This is a genomic window from Pseudomonas sp. D3 (genome assembly GCF_029320995.1).
In the GTDB taxonomy this organism is placed as follows: domain Bacteria; phylum Pseudomonadota; class Gammaproteobacteria; order Pseudomonadales; family Pseudomonadaceae; genus Aquipseudomonas; species Aquipseudomonas paraveronii.
On sequence record NZ_CP119772.1, the window covers coordinates 4,330,965 to 4,345,704 of the forward strand.

At 61.9% G+C, this 14,740-nt stretch carries 14 protein-coding genes; 12 read left to right on the top strand and 2 right to left on the bottom strand.

Features of this window, described 5'->3' with window-relative positions:
* Positions 1-142: 142 nt before the first annotated feature.
* Positions 143-625 carry an Lrp/AsnC family transcriptional regulator gene (locus tag P3S72_RS19740; RefSeq protein WP_017847498.1) on the bottom strand — a complete coding sequence of 161 codons (483 nt, stop codon included), beginning with the start codon at positions 623-625 and terminating at the stop codon, positions 143-145.
* Positions 626-820: 195 nt separating this feature from the next.
* Between P3S72_RS19740 and P3S72_RS19745 the strand changes: the two genes are divergently transcribed.
* From P3S72_RS19745 to P3S72_RS19765, 5 genes are all read left to right on the top strand, one after another.
* A complete protein-coding gene (locus P3S72_RS19745) occupies positions 821-2,056 on the top strand; it encodes a thiamine pyrophosphate-dependent enzyme (protein ID WP_276193705.1) in 1,236 nt (411 codons plus the stop codon).
* A 1-nt stretch (position 2,057) separates the two neighbouring features.
* Positions 2,058-3,116, top strand: a complete 1,059-nt coding sequence (locus P3S72_RS19750) for an alpha-ketoacid dehydrogenase subunit beta (protein ID WP_276193706.1) — start codon at positions 2,058-2,060, stop codon at positions 3,114-3,116.
* Positions 3,117-4,385, top strand: coding sequence for a dihydrolipoamide acetyltransferase family protein (locus P3S72_RS19755; protein WP_276193707.1), 1,269 nt, complete (start codon positions 3,117-3,119; stop codon positions 4,383-4,385). It begins immediately after the preceding gene.
* Between the two features lie 4 nt (positions 4,386-4,389).
* Positions 4,390-5,769, top strand: a complete 1,380-nt coding sequence (gene lpdA / locus P3S72_RS19760; RefSeq protein WP_276193708.1) for a dihydrolipoyl dehydrogenase — start codon at positions 4,390-4,392, stop codon at positions 5,767-5,769.
* A 206-nt stretch (positions 5,770-5,975) separates the two neighbouring features.
* Positions 5,976-6,995, top strand: coding sequence for a branched-chain amino acid aminotransferase (locus P3S72_RS19765; protein ID WP_247401936.1), 1,020 nt, complete (start codon positions 5,976-5,978; stop codon positions 6,993-6,995).
* Positions 6,996-7,124: 129 nt separating this feature from the next.
* Here the strand turns inward: P3S72_RS19765 and P3S72_RS19770 are convergent, their stop codons facing one another.
* Positions 7,125-8,018 (bottom strand): GNAT family acetyltransferase, encoded by an 894-nt coding sequence (locus P3S72_RS19770; protein WP_276193709.1) that lies wholly within the window; start codon positions 8,016-8,018, stop codon positions 7,125-7,127.
* A 216-nt stretch (positions 8,019-8,234) separates the two neighbouring features.
* Here P3S72_RS19770 and P3S72_RS19775 point away from each other — a divergent pair, with 216 nt between their 5' ends.
* The 7 genes from P3S72_RS19775 (at position 8,235) to P3S72_RS19805 (ending at position 14,188) form a co-directional block, all read left to right on the top strand.
* Positions 8,235-9,161 carry an arginine deiminase-related protein gene (locus P3S72_RS19775; RefSeq protein ID WP_276193710.1) on the top strand — a complete coding sequence of 309 codons (927 nt, stop codon included), beginning with the start codon at positions 8,235-8,237 and terminating at the stop codon, positions 9,159-9,161.
* A 16-nt stretch (positions 9,162-9,177) separates the two neighbouring features.
* Positions 9,178-10,224 (top strand): ornithine cyclodeaminase, encoded by a 1,047-nt coding sequence (locus P3S72_RS19780; protein WP_276193711.1) that lies wholly within the window; start codon positions 9,178-9,180, stop codon positions 10,222-10,224.
* Between the two features lie 256 nt (positions 10,225-10,480).
* The gene (locus P3S72_RS19785) at positions 10,481-11,260 is read left to right on the top strand and encodes an ABC transporter substrate-binding protein (RefSeq protein WP_247401944.1); all 780 of its coding nucleotides are present in this window, start codon (positions 10,481-10,483) and stop codon (positions 11,258-11,260) included.
* A gap of 170 nt (positions 11,261-11,430) precedes the next feature.
* The gene (locus tag P3S72_RS19790) at positions 11,431-12,132 is read left to right on the top strand and encodes an ABC transporter permease (RefSeq protein WP_276193712.1); all 702 of its coding nucleotides are present in this window, start codon (positions 11,431-11,433) and stop codon (positions 12,130-12,132) included.
* Entirely contained in the window at positions 12,129-12,842 is a 714-nt protein-coding gene (locus P3S72_RS19795) for an ABC transporter permease (RefSeq protein ID WP_276193713.1), read from the top strand. The genes P3S72_RS19790 and P3S72_RS19795 overlap by 4 nt, the downstream gene beginning before the upstream one ends.
* A gap of 3 nt (positions 12,843-12,845) precedes the next feature.
* Complete coding sequence (locus tag P3S72_RS19800) at positions 12,846-13,685, top strand: ATP-binding cassette domain-containing protein (protein WP_276193714.1); 840 nt, start codon at positions 12,846-12,848, stop codon at positions 13,683-13,685.
* 5 nt (positions 13,686-13,690) lie between these two features.
* Positions 13,691-14,188, top strand: a complete 498-nt coding sequence (locus tag P3S72_RS19805; protein ID WP_276193715.1) for an Lrp/AsnC family transcriptional regulator — start codon at positions 13,691-13,693, stop codon at positions 14,186-14,188.
* The last annotated feature ends 552 nt before the right edge of the window (positions 14,189-14,740 follow it).

A 14,740-nucleotide genomic window follows, 5' to 3' on the forward strand; every position in this document is an offset into this window, starting at 1 on the left:
CCTGCTGGGTGCTAATGTGTTGAGTTAGATGTGAAAAATACGTGACTGATTAAGTAAATTTTTATTTAGAGAAAGAAATAAAAACAGCGCCGGTAGTTATCTAGCTAACTATCAAAATAACTTGGGTTATCCCAAGCCGAGATCAAACCATCAATCCATCCGGCGGCAGCGGCAACGCGGTCTTATAGCGCACTTGTTTAAGAGCGAAGCTGGAGCGGATATTGGCAACGCCTGGCACTTTGGTTAGAAAGTCCATCATGAAACGTTCCAGCGACTGGATCGTCGGCACCAGCACGCGGATCAGGTAGTCCGGGTCGCCGGCCATCAAGTAGCACTCCATCACCTCGGGCCGGTCGGAAATCGCCCCTTCGAATTGCTGCAAGGCCAGTTCGTTCTGCTTTTCCAGGCTGACGTGGATAAACACGTTGACGTGCAGCCCCAGCAGGTCGGCATCCAGCAGGGTCACCTGGTCACGAATCAGGCCCAGTTCCTCCATCGCCTTGACCCGGTTGAAGCACGGTGTGGGCGACAGGTTGACCGAACGGGCGAGGTCGGCGTTGGTGATGCGCGCATTCTCCTGCAGGGCATTGAGAATGCCGATATCGGTACGGTCCAGTTTGCGCATGAGACAAAATCACCTGTTTATTGTGTTTATGCAGTTTTTTTATCCGCAAATGAGCCCAAGCGCAATGAAACACAGATAAATATTCTTCTACGCCCCGCCTATGATTGTTGTAGGACAAGATTTCTCCTACCCGGAGGAAGACCGTCAGCTAGCGCGCCCACTACAAGAAATTCACAAGATCGAGCGTAGAAAGCCATGAACCAGCCGTATGCCCCCCTTTGCCTGCATGTTCCCGAACCCTCGGGCCGCCCAGGCTGCAAGACCGACTTTACCTACCTGCGTCTGACGGACGCGGGCCTGGTGCGCAAACCCCCTATCAACGTAGAACCCGCCGACACCGCCGACCTGGCCAAGGGCCTGATTCGCGTGCTCGACGACCAGGGCCAAGCCCTCGGTCCCTGGGCTGAAGGCGTGCCTGTCGAGATCCTGCGTCGCGGCATGCGTGCCATGCTCAAGACACGGATCTTCGATAACCGCATGGTGGTCGCCCAACGTCAGAAAAAAATGTCGTTCTATATGCAGAGCCTCGGCGAAGAAGCCATCGGCTGCGCCCAGGCCCTGGCCTTGAACATCGACGACATGTGCTTCCCCACCTACCGCCAGCAAAGCATCCTGATGGCACGCGACGTGCCGCTGGTGGACCTGATCTGCCAACTGCTGTCCAACGAACGCGATCCGCTCAAGGGCCGGCAGTTACCGATCATGTACTCGGTGAAAGACGCCGGTTTCTTCACCATTTCCGGCAACCTTGCTACCCAATTCGTACAAGGTGTGGGCTGGGGCATGGCCTCGGCAATCAAGGGCGATACCAAGATCGCCTCGGCCTGGATCGGCGACGGCGCCACTGCCGAATCGGACTTCCACACCGCCCTCACCTTCGCCCACGTTTATCGCGCGCCGGTGATTCTCAACGTGGTCAACAACCAGTGGGCAATCTCGACCTTCCAGGCCATCGCCGGCGGTGAAGCCACCACCTTCGCCGGACGCGGCGTCGGTTGCGGCATAGCCTCGCTGCGCGTGGACGGCAACGACTTCATCGCGGTGTACGCCGCTTCCGCCTGGGCCGCCGAACGCGCGCGGCGCAACCTCGGCCCGACCCTGATCGAATGGGTCACCTACCGCGCCGGGCCGCACTCCACTTCGGATGATCCCTCCAAATACCGTCCCGCCGATGACTGGAGCCACTTCCCGTTGGGCGACCCGATTGCGCGCCTCAAGCAGCACCTGATCAAGACTGGCCAGTGGTCCGAAGAGGAACACGCGGCGGTCAGTGCCGAACTGGAAGCCGAAGTGGTCAAGGCGCAGAAAGAAGCCGAACAGTACGGCACCCTCGCCGGCGGCCAGATTCCAAGCGCCGCGACCATGTTCGAAGACGTTTACAAAGAGATGCCGGAGCACTTGAAGCGCCAGCGTCAAGAGTCGGGGGTCTGACATGAACGATCACAACAACAGCATCGAATTGGAAACCGCCATGACCACCACCACCATGACCATGATCCAGGCCCTGCGCTCGGCCATGGACGTGATGCTTGAGCGTGACGACAACGTGGTGGTGTTCGGCCAGGACGTCGGCTATTTCGGCGGCGTATTCCGTTGCACCGAGGGTCTGCAGAACAAGTACGGCAGCTCGCGGGTGTTTGATGCGCCGATCTCCGAAAGCGGCATCGTCGGCGTGGCGGTGGGCATGGGCGCCTACGGCCTGCGCCCGGTGGCGGAAATCCAGTTCGCCGACTACGTCTACCCGGCCAGCGACCAGATCATCTCCGAAGCGGCCCGCCTGCGGTATCGCTCGGCCGGCCAGTTCACCGCGCCGTTGACCCTGCGCATGCCCTGCGGCGGCGGCATCTACGGCGGCCAGACCCACAGCCAGAGTATCGAAGCGGTGTTCACCCAGGTGTGCGGCCTGCGCACGGTGATGCCGTCCAACCCCTATGACGCCAAGGGCCTGTTGATCGCCTCCATCGAAAACGATGACCCGGTGATCTTCCTTGAGCCCAAGCGCCTGTACAACGGTCCGTTCGACGGTCACCACGACCGCCCCGTAACGCCATGGTCGAAACACCCGCAGGCCCAAGTGCCGGACGGTTACTACACCGTGCCGCTGGATGTGGCCGCGATCGTGCGTCCGGGTTCGGCCGTTACCGTACTGACCTACGGCACCACCGTGTACGTGTCGCAAGTCGCCGCCGAAGAAACCGGCATCGACGCCGAGGTCATCGACCTGCGCAGCCTGTGGCCGCTGGACCTGGAAACCATCGTCAAGTCGGTGAAAAAGACCGGCCGTTGCGTGGTGGTGCATGAAGCCACCCGCACCTGCGGCTTTGGCGCCGAACTGGTGGCGCTGGTGCAGGAACATTGCTTCCACCACCTGGAAGCGCCGATCGAACGCGTCACCGGTTGGGACACCCCCTACCCGCACGCGCAAGAGTGGGCGTATTTCCCAGGGCCGTCCCGAGTGGGCGCGGCGTTGAAACGGGTCATGGAGGTCTGAATGGGCACGCACGTTATCAAGATGCCGGACATTGGCGAAGGCATCGCAGAAGTTGAACTGTCGGTCTGGCATGTGAAGGTTGGCGACATGGTCGTCGAAGACCAGGTGCTGGCGGATGTGATGACCGACAAGGCGATGGTGGATATTCCCTCGCCAGTCCACGGCAAGGTGATTGCCCTCGGCGGCGAGCCAGGTGAAGTCATGGCCGTCGGCAGTGTGCTGATCAGCATCGAAGTCGAAGGCGCGGGCAATACCAGGGACGTGCCGGTGGCGGCTGAACCGGCCAAGGCGGCGCCTGCGCCGATGCCTGCCAGCCAGCCGGCTCCGGTGCCGGAAAGCCAGCCGGCGCGCAAACCGTCCGTCGCGCCCCAGGCTCCCGTGGCCCGCGATGCCAACGAACGCCCGCTAGCCTCGCCCTCCGTGCGCCAGCATGCGCTGGATGCGGGCATACAACTGCGCCTGGTGCAGGGCTCCGGTCCGGCGGGCCGGATTCTGCACGAAGATTTGGACGCTTACTTGCTCCAGCGTCCGGCGCAAAATACTAAGGCAGCCAACCCCTACGCCGAACGCAACGACGAAGAACAGATCCCGGTGATCGGCATGCGCCGCAAGATCGCCCAGCGCATGCAGGACGCCACCCGGCGCGCCGCGCATTTCAGCTATGTGGAAGAGATCGACGTCACCGCCCTCGACGAGCTGCGTGTCCACCTCAATGAAAAACACGGTGCGACACGCGGCAAGCTGACGCTGCTGCCGTTCATCGTGCGCGCCATGGTCGTGGCGTTGCGCGACTTCCCGCAGATCAACGCGCGTTACGACGACGAAGCCCAGGTCATCACCCGCCTCGGTGCGGTGCATGTCGGCGTCGCCACCCAGAGCGATGTGGGCCTGATGGTGCCGGTGGTACGTCACGCCGAAGCACGCAGCCTGTGGGGCAATGCCGAGGAAATCGCCCGCCTGGCCACCGCCGCGCGCAACGGCAAGGCCAGCCGCGACGAGCTGTCGGGGTCGACCATTACCCTGACCAGCCTTGGCGCCTTGGGCGGCATCGTCAGCACGCCGGTGCTGAACCTGCCGGAAGTGGCCATCGTCGGCGTCAACCGCATCGTCGAGCGGCCGATGGTGATCAAGGGCCAGATCGTGATCCGCAAGATGATGAACCTCTCCAGCTCGTTCGATCACCGCGTGGTCGACGGCATGGACGCGGCGCAATTCATCCAGGCCATTCGCGGCCTGCTCGAACAACCCGCCAGCCTGTTCCTGGAGTAAGGGCATGACTCAGACATTGCACACCACCCTGCTGATTATCGGCGGCGGCCCTGGCGGTTATGTGGCCGCGATCCGCGCCGGTCAACTGGGTATTCCGACCGTTCTGGTGGAAGGCCAGGCACTGGGCGGCACCTGCCTGAATATCGGCTGCATCCCGTCCAAGGCCTTGATCCATGTGGCCGAACAGTTCCAGCAAAGCGTCCACCACAGCCAGGGTTCGCCCCTGGGGATCGAAGTCGATGTACCGACCCTGGACATCCGCAAAAGCGTGGAATGGAAAGACGGCATCGTCGATCGCCTGACTACCGGGGTTGCCGCGCTGCTGAAGAAACACAAGGTGCAGGTCATCCACGGGTGGGCCAAGGTGGTGGACGGCAAGACCGTCGACGTCGGCGACCAGCGCATCCAGTGCGAACACCTGCTGCTGGCCACCGGTTCGAAAAGCGTCAACCTGCCGATGCTGCCGATTGGCGGGCCGATCATTTCGTCCACCGAAGCCCTGGCGCCAACCCGCGTGCCCAAGCACCTGATTGTGGTGGGTGGCGGTTATATCGGCCTGGAACTGGGGATTGCCTACCGCAAGCTCGGCGCCGAGGTCAGCGTGGTCGAGGCGCAGGAACGCATCCTGCCCGCCTATGACGCCGAACTGACCCAGCCGGTGGCTGATTCCCTCAAGCAATTGGGCGTGAAGCTGTACCTCAAGCACAGCGTCACCGGCTTTGAGCACAACCGCCTGCAAGTGCGCGACCCGAAGGGCGACACCGTGTCGCTGGACACCGATCAGGTGCTGGTCGCCGTGGGTCGCACCCCCAACACCCAGGGCTGGAACCTCGAAGCGCTGAACCTGGACATGCACGGCGCGGCGGTCAAGATCGACCACCGCTGCCAGACCAGCATGCGCAATGTGTGGGCCATCGGCGACCTGAGCGGCGAGCCGATGCTCGCCCACCGGGCCATGGCCCAGGGCGAAATGGTCGCCGAACTGATCAGCGGTCAACACCGCGAATTCAACCCGGCGGCGATCCCGGCCGTGTGCTTTACCGACCCGGAGTTGGTGGTGGTCGGCAAGACGCCCGACGAGGCCAAGGCGGCGGGCCTGGACTGCATCGTGTCGAGCTTCCCGTTCGCGGCCAATGGCCGGGCCATGACCCTGGAGTCGAAAACCGGCTTCGTGCGGGTGGTGGCGCGGCGTGACAATCATCTGATTGTCGGCTGGCAGGCGGTGGGCGTCGGCGTGTCCGAGCTGTCCACCGCCTTTGGGCTGAGCCTGGAAATGGGCGCGCGCCTCGAAGACGTGGCGGGCACCATCCACGCCCACCCGACACTCGGCGAAGCCGTCCAGGAAGCCGCCCTACGAGCCCTGGGCCATCCCCTCCACCTGTAAAAACGCCCCCCACCCCGTGGGAGCGGGCATTTGTGGGAGGGGGCTTGCTCCCGATAGCGGAGTGTCAGTCACTGGAGGTATCGACTGACCCACCGTCATCGGGAGCAAGCCCCCTCCCACAAAAGCCCGCTCCCACATGAAGCAAGAATGCAGTATTGTTGCGCCCATTCAGAAAAAAACCGACTTGACCAGAGATAGAGGGTGTCATGGGTAACGAAAGCATCAATTGGGACAAGCTGGGTTTTGACTACATCAAGACCGACAAGCGGTTTATCCAGACCTGGAAAAACGGCGAGTGGCAAGCGGGCACCCTGACCGAAGACAACGTGCTGCACATCAGCGAGGGCTCCACCGCCCTGCACTACGGTCAGCAATGCTTTGAAGGCCTCAAGGCCTACCGCTGCAAGGACGGCTCGATCAACCTGTTCCGCCCGGACCAGAACGCCGCACGCATGCAGCGCAGCTGTGGCCGCCTGCTGATGCCGCAAGTGCCGACCGAAGCCTTCATCGACGCCTGCAAGCAAGTGGTTCGCGCCAACGAGCGGTTCATCCCGCCGTATGGCAGCGGCGGCGCGCTGTACCTGCGCCCGTTCGTGATCGGCACCGGTGACAACATCGGCGTGCGCACCGCGCCGGAGTTCATCTTCTCGGTGTTCGCGATCCCAGTCGGCGCCTATTTCAAGGGCGGCCTGGTGCCGCACAACTTCCAGATCTCCGGCTACGACCGCGCCGCACCACACGGCACCGGCGCCGCCAAGGTTGGTGGCAACTATGCCGCCAGCCTGCTGCCAGGTTCGGAAGCGAAAAAAGCCGGCTTCGCCGACAGCATCTACCTGGACCCGGCCACGCACTCGAAGATCGAGGAAGTCGGTTCGGCCAACTTCTTCGGGATCACCCGTGACAACAAGTTCATCACACCGAAGTCGCCTTCGGTGCTGCCAGGCATCACCCGCCTGTCGCTGATCGAACTGGCCAAGACCCGCCTGGGCCTGGAAGTGGTCGAGGGCGAAGTGTTCATCGACCAACTGGATATCTTCCAGGAAGCCGGCGCCTGCGGGACTGCCGCCGTGATCTCGCCGATCGGCGGCATCGAGTACAACGGCAAACTGCACGTGTTCTACAGCGAGACCGACGTCGGCCCGATCACCCAGAAGCTCTACAAAGAGCTGACCGGCGTGCAATCCGGCGACGTCGAAGCGCCAGAAGGCTGGATCGTCAAGGTCTAACCCAACCACACTGCAAACCCCTGTAGGAGGGGGCTTGCCCCCGATAGCGGTGGCTCAGTCAATATTGCCGGTGACTGACACTCCGCTATCGGGGGCAAGCCCCCTCCCACATTTGATCTGCGATCATTCTCAGGATTGAGTCGGGATATTTTCCACCATCTTCTTCCCCATACTGATCCTCGGCTCCACCCCATACCCCAACGCCTCGTAGAACCCCACCACCGTGTCATTGCCGCCGGTGATCTGCAGGTTGATCTTCATACACCCCAAGGCACTCAAAGCCTGCTCCGCGTGCCGCACCAGTGACGCACCCAGCCCTTGCCGGCGATAGTCAGCGCGCACCGCCACCGAATACAACCAACCACGATGCCCGTCGTACCCCGCCAGAATCGTGCCTATCACGACGTTCTTATCCGTCGCCACGAAGAACAGCCCGTCATTGACCGCCAGCTTCTTATCAATCGCCAGGGTCGGCAGGTTATGGGCGGTGTCATAACCAAAAGCCTCCTGCCACAACGCAACCACCTGCGCCCGGTGCAGACGGTCGCGATAGGCGCCGATGGGGTGGCGCGACGACAGCGCCTTTTCCATCACCAGCGTGCGTTCATGGCCATGGTAGACATCACGCACGGTGTGAAAGCCCAACTTGGTGTAGAACGGCTCGGCCGTCAGCGAGGACGGCACACTCAACACCGTCACCCCAGCCTCGCGAGCGCGCAATTCGATTTCAATCATCAGCAGCCGACCAATGCCCTGCCCTTGCAGCGCCGGGTTGACGAACACTGAGCGCACTGCATTGCCGTCAAGGGCTGCGGTGGCAACGATCACCTGATCCTGAACCGCCACCAGCACCACCCGGCGCCTAAGCAGTTCCAGCACCGCAGCGGGCGAAAAGTTGCCCGCAACCCGGACGATCACATCGGCCGGGTAGTCCCGCGCATTGCTGCTGTGCAAGGCGGCGAGGATGACCTGGCTGATCCCGTCTGCATCGGCGGCCTGGGCAATACGAACGGCGATAGACATGCACTCTCCTTCCTGACTCGGATACCACAACCATCCCCATACTAATGTGGGAGCTGGCTTGCCTGCGATAGCGGTCCGTCAGTCAGCACAGCCGATTCGGCTGCCCCACCCAACTTTTCAGCTTTCCCGGCTGAGCACCCCCTGGGTTTCAGCCGAGATTCCGCCGCCACAACGCACAAAATAGCCCCACTGCTCAACCCATGGATTCGTGCCCCCATGCAAACCACCAACACCGTCTTGATGATTCGCCCGGCGCGCTTTGCTTTCAACCCGGACACCGCGATCAACAACCGTTTCCAACGCCAGCCCCTCGATCCGCTCAGCGCACAGCAAAAAGCGCTGGAAGAGTTCGACGGCTATGTCGACACCCTGCGCCGGCATGGCGTCGACGTCCTGGTCGTGCAGGACACCCCGGCGCCGCATACCCCCGACTCGATTTTCCCCAACAACTGGTGGAGCAGCCATGCAGACGGCAGCCTGGTGCTGTACCCGATGGAAGGCCAGAACCGCCGGCTGGAGCGCAACAAGGGCGTGCTGCAAGTTCTCGAACAACGCTTTGCGATCAAAGACACCATTGACCTCAGCCATCTCGAACACCAGAACATCTTCCTCGAAGGCACCGGCAGCATGGTGCTCGACCGCCAACACCGCATCAGCTACGCCTGCCACTCCGGGCGCACGCACCACGACGCCCTGCGCCAGTTCGCCGAACGCCTCGACTACCAACTCTGCGTGTTCCACGCCGTCGACCGCCACCACGCGCCGATCTACCACAGCAACGTGATGATGAGCGTCGGCCGCAACCTCTCGGTGGTATGCCTGCAAGCCTTGCCGGACGCCAACGAGCGCCAGGCCCTGGAACGCTCCCTGCGCGACACTGGCAAGGACATCCTCGCCCTCGACTTCGACCAGTTGGAAGCCTTCGCCGGCAACATGCTCGAAGTCCACGACGGCGATGGCCAACCGCTGCTGGTGATGTCCGCCAGCGCCTGGAACGCACTGCAACCTGCCCAGCGCCAGCATGTGGAACGCCACACGCGGCCGGTGGTGGTGAACATCGACCACATCGAACGCATCGGCGGCGGCAGTGCCCGCTGCATGCTCGCGGAAGTGCATCTGCCCGCCCGCGCCACCTTCCAATAAATACAGGAGCCACTCCATGACCCGCTATATCGACGTCAACGACCTCAGCTACCTGGTCTCGCAAAAAGGCCTGCAAACCTGCATCACCGAGATGGCCGACTACATCCGCGCCGACTACCTGCGCTGGCAGGATTTCGAGAAATGCACACGCCTGGCCAACCACTCGCCGGAAGGCGTGATCGAACTGATGCCGGTGTCCGACGCGTCGCTGTACGCGTTCAAATACGTCAACGGCCACCCGAAAAACACCCAGGCCGGCATGCTCACCGTGATGGCCTTCGGTGCCTTGGGCGATGTGGATACCGGTAAACCGATGCTGCTGGCGGAAATGACCCTGACCACCGCGATTCGCACCGCCGCCACCTCGGCCCTGGTCGCACGCTACCTGGCCCGGGACAACAGCCGCAGCATGGCGCTGATCGGCAACGGCTCGCAAAGCGAATTCCAGGCGCTGGCCTTCCACACCTTGCTGGGCATCAATGAAATCCGCCTGTTCGACATCGACGCCAAGGCCACCGCCAAGCTGGCGGCCAACCTCAAGGCGTTCCCGGCAATCAAAGTCATCCTGGCCGCCAGCGTGGCCGACGCGGTGAAAGGCGCGGACATTGTCACCACCGTCACCGCCGACAAGGCCTACGCGACCATCCTCACTGACGAGATGATCGAACCCGGCATGCACCTCAACGCTGTCGGCGGCGATTGCCCGGGCAAGACCGAACTGGACCGACGCATCGTCGAGCGCGCCCGGGTGATCGTCGAATACGAACCGCAAAGCCGCATCGAAGGCGAAATCCAGCACATGCCGGCCGATTCGCCGGTCACCGAACTGTGGCAAGTGATCAACGGCCAGGCGCCCGGCCGCGAGAATGCGCGCCAGGTCACCCTGTTCGACTCCGTGGGTTTTGCCATCGAAGACTACTCGGCCCTGCGCTACGTGCTGGACGTGGCCAAGGCGCTGGACATCGGCAGCGAACTGGAACTGGTACCCGACCTGGCCAACCCGAAAGACCTGTTCGCGCGCCTGGCCCAAGCGCCATGCGCACAGCACAAAAAGCGCGCCTGAAACCGCTCTGGCCTGCCGCTTTGCGCCAAGGGCAGGCCAGGATTTCAAGGGTGAAAAGCCGATTCAGCGGGTGCGACAGCCGATTCCGCTGCATTGCTTGTTTTAACAGCGCAATTCGCGCTTTGAGCACGGGGTAAACGACACAAAAAACGCACCATCTTGAAGCATTCTGAGCGCGACCGAAGAGTCAGTAAATGAATGCACGCTGCACCCCTTTGACTGCCCTGACATCAATTACAAAATATAGGGACTCAACATGACGCCACTCCGCTCACTATTCGCTGCGTTGCTGTTGCCGCTGTGCGCCACCGCTGCACACGCCCAAGACTGGAAAGAAATCCGCTTCGGCGTATTCCCCGAGTACCCACCCTTCGAATCCGTGGCCGCCGATGGCAGCCTGCAAGGCTTCGATATCGAGTTGGGCAACGCGATCTGCGCCAAACTCGAAGTCAAATGCACCTGGGTGCATAACGAATTCGACGGCATGATCCCCGCCCTGCGTGCGCGCAAGTTCGACGCGATCATGTCGTCCATGGCCATCACCCCGGCTCGCGAGAAAGTCATCGACTTCAGCGACCGATTGTTCCTCAGCCCCACCTCGGTCATCACCCGTAAAAGCGCCGACTTCGGCGAAACCCCAGACTCCCTGAAAGGCAAGCAAGTCGGCGTGCTGCAAGGCTCGTTGCAGGAAGCCTATGCGCGTGCGCACCTGGCCAAGCTGGGCGCCCAGATCAAGGCCTACCAGTCCCAGGAGCAGAACTACGCCGACCTGCAAAACGGCCGCCTCGACGCCACCCTGACCGACAAACTCGAAGCCCAGCTCAACTTCCTGTCCAAGCCTGAAGGCGCCGACTTCAAAACCGGCCCGGCCTTCAAGGACCCGACGCTGCCCCTGGACATCGCCATGGGCCTGCGCAAGAACGACCAGGAACTGCGCGCGCTGATCAACAAGGGCATCGCTGCCGTACAGGCCGATGGCACCTACGCCCAGATCCAGAAGAAATACTTCGGCGATCAAGACATCTACAACGAGTAAGCCAACACCGCCCCTTTTGTGAAAAGGCTTGTGTGGGAGGGGGCTTGCCCCCGATAGCGGCGGCTCAGTCAGTACATGTGTCGACTGGAACACCCTCATCGGGGGCAAGCCCCCTCCCACCAAAGCCCGCTCCCCCAGGGGTATGTCTGCGCCCTTTAGAGATCTCCCCCATGAACGAATTCCTCAACCTGCAGGGCTACGGCCCGATGCTCGCCCAGGGCGCCTGGATGACCGTCAAGCTGGCGTTCCTGGCGCTGGGCCTGAGCCTTGGCCTGGGCCTGATCGCCGCCGGCGCCAAGCTCTCCAGCGCCAAATGGCTGCGGCTGCCGGCCACGCTCTACACCACGCTGATTCGCAGCGTGCCGGACCTGGTGCTGATCCTGCTGATTTTCTACAGCCTGCAACTGTGGCTGAACGACCTGACCGAAACCTTCGGCTGGAACTACGTTGAAATCGACCCGTTTACCGCCGGGGTGATCACCCTGGGGTTTATCTACGGCGCCTATTTCACCGAAAACTTTCGTGGCGCGATCCTCAGCGTGCCGGTCGGCCAACTGGAAGCCGCGACCGCCTATGGCCTGAGCCGCTGGCAGCGTTTTCGCCTGGTGCTGTTCCCGCAGTTGATGCGCTTCGCCCTGCCGGGGCTGGGCAATAACTGGCTGGTGTTGCTCAAGTCCACGGCGCTGGTGTCGATCATCGGCCTGTCGGACCTGGTCAAAGCCGCGCAAAACGCCGGCAAGACCACCAACGAACCCTTGTACTTCCTGATCCTCGCGGGCCTGGTGTACCTGGTGATCACCACCCTCTCCAACCGCATCTTCAAGCGCCTCGAACGGCGCTACAACCTGGGCATCAAGGGGATGGCGCGATGATCGAACTGTTCCAGCAATACGGCCTGGCCTACCTGTTCAGCGATGGCGCGGGCTTGTCCGGGGTGGCGATGACCCTGTGGTTGTTCATCATTTCGGTGCTGTTCGGGTTTTTCCTGTCGATCCCCTTGGCGCTAGCGCGCGTCTCGCAGCACTTTTGGCTGCGCTGGCCGGTGGAGGTGTACACCTACCTGTTTCGCGGCACGCCGCTGTATATCCAACTGTTGATTTGCTACACCGGGCTGTACAGCCTGGAGGTGGTGCAGGACAACGCCCTGCTCAACCAGTTCTTTCGCAACGCGCTGAACTGCACGCTGCTGGCGTTCGTGCTCAACACCTGCGCCTACACCGTGGAAATCTTCGCCGGGGCGATCCGCAACATTCCCCATGGCGAAATCGAAGCGGCCCGCGCCTATGGCCTGCATGGCTGGCGGCTGAACCTGTTTGTGCTGGTGCCCGCCGCGCTGCGCCGTGCGTTGCCGGCCTACAGCAATGAAATGATCCTGATGCTGCACGCCACGTCGCTGGCGTTTACCGCCACCGTCGCCGACATCCTCAAAGTGGCCCGCGATGCGAATGCCGAGACGTTCCTGACGTTCCAGGCCTTCGGTATCGCCGCGCTGCTCTACATGCTGCTGTCCTTTGCACTGGTGGGCCTGTTTCGACTGGCCGAACGTCGCTGGATGCGTTTTCTTGTTCCTACCCGAGGCTAACCCATGAATCAGTCCGCGCAGGCCCTGGCCACTTATCCGGTTGATGCACCACTCGCTGCCAAGACCGCTACCGACACCGCCGCGATCAAACTCCAGGTCGAAGGCATCCACAAACGCTACGGCGAACACGAAGTGCTCAAAGGCGTGTCCCTCAACGCACGCAATGGCGACGTGATCAGCCTGATCGGCGCCAGCGGCTCGGGCAAAAGCACGATGCTGCGCTGCATCAACTTTCTCGAACAGCCGGACGCCGGCGTCATCACCCTGGACGGCATCAGCATCGAAATGCACCAGGGCCGCGCCGGCACCCGCGCGCCGCACCAGGCGCAACTGCAAAACCTGCGCACGCGCCTGGCGATGGTGTTCCAGCATTTCAACCTGTGGAGCCACATGACCGTGCTGGAAAACATCACCATGGCCCCGCGCCGGGTGTTGGGCGTGAGCGCGGCCGAAGCGGAAAAGCGCGCGCGAATGTACCTGGACAAGGTGGGCTTGCCGGGCCGTGTGGCGGATCAATACCCGGCGTTTCTGTCCGGCGGCCAACAGCAGCGCGTCGCCATCGCCCGAGCCCTGGCGATGGAACCGGAAATCATTCTGTTCGACGAACCGACCTCCGCCTTGGACCCTGAGCTTGTAGGAGAAGTCCTCAAAGTCATACAGACGTTGGCTGAGGAAGGTCGTACCATGTTGATGGTCACCCACGAAATGGGCTTTGCCCGCCAGGTGTCCAGCCAAGTGCTGTTCCTGCATCAGGGCCGGGTCGAAGAACAAGGCGGCGCCGAGATCCTCGACCATCCCAACAGCGAACGCTTGCAGCAATTTCTTTCCAACCGCTTGAAGTGAAACCCATGGATACCAAGGCCAACGGACCCCATTCCTCTACTGCGCTGGATCGCATCGATGAGGCGATCATCGACGTGCTGCGGCATCAGGGGCGTATCACCTACGAAAAGCTCTCGTCGCTGGTGCATCTGACCCCCAGGCCCTGCCTGGAGCGGGTGCGCAAGCTCGAACGACGCGGGGTGATCCGTGGATACGGGGCGATCATCGACGTGCAGATGGTCTCACCGGGGCTGTCGCTGCTGGTGCTGGTGGCCTTGTCCAACCAGAGCGGGCGCTCGGCGCAAAAGGCTTTCGAAGCCTGCGTCAAAGCCTGCCCGCAAGTGTTCGAATGCCAGTTGATCAGCGGGCCGTTCGACTACAGCCTGCGCATGCGTTGCCGGGACATGGAGCATTACCGGGTGCTGACGGAAACCTGGTTGAACAACGACGAGTTGCACATCGACAAATTGGTGGCCCACCCCGAGCTCGCGGTAGTCAAAAACACCGCCACCGAACTGGCCTGACCGCCTCCTCCTAACAAACACCGAAGATCAAATGTGGGAGGGGCTTGCCCCCGATTGCGGTGGATCAGTCATGCATGTATTGACTGACACACTGCTATCGGGGGCAAGCCCCCTCCCACATTTGGATCTCCGTGGATCAGATAGCGCTCATTCTGCTCTTGCTCTTGGGCGCGGCCTTATAGCCGACCTGATCCTGGAAGCCGAACGCGGTCAAGAGTGTGGGAGGGGGCTTGCTCCCGATTGCGGTGGTGAAGTCATGCATGTATTGACTGACACACTGCTATCGGGGGCAAGCCCCCTCCCACATTTGGAGCTCCGTGGATCAGATAGCGCTCATTCTGCTCTTGCTCTTGGGCACGGCCTTATAGCCGACCTGATCCTGGAAGCCGAACGCGGTCAAGAGTGTGGGAGGGGGCTTGCTCCCGATTGCGGTGGTGAAGTCATGCATGTATTGACTGACACACTGCTATCGGGGGCAAGCCCCCTCCCACATTTGGAGCTCCGTGGATCAGATAGCGCTCATTCTGCTCTTGCTCTTGGGCACGGCCTTAT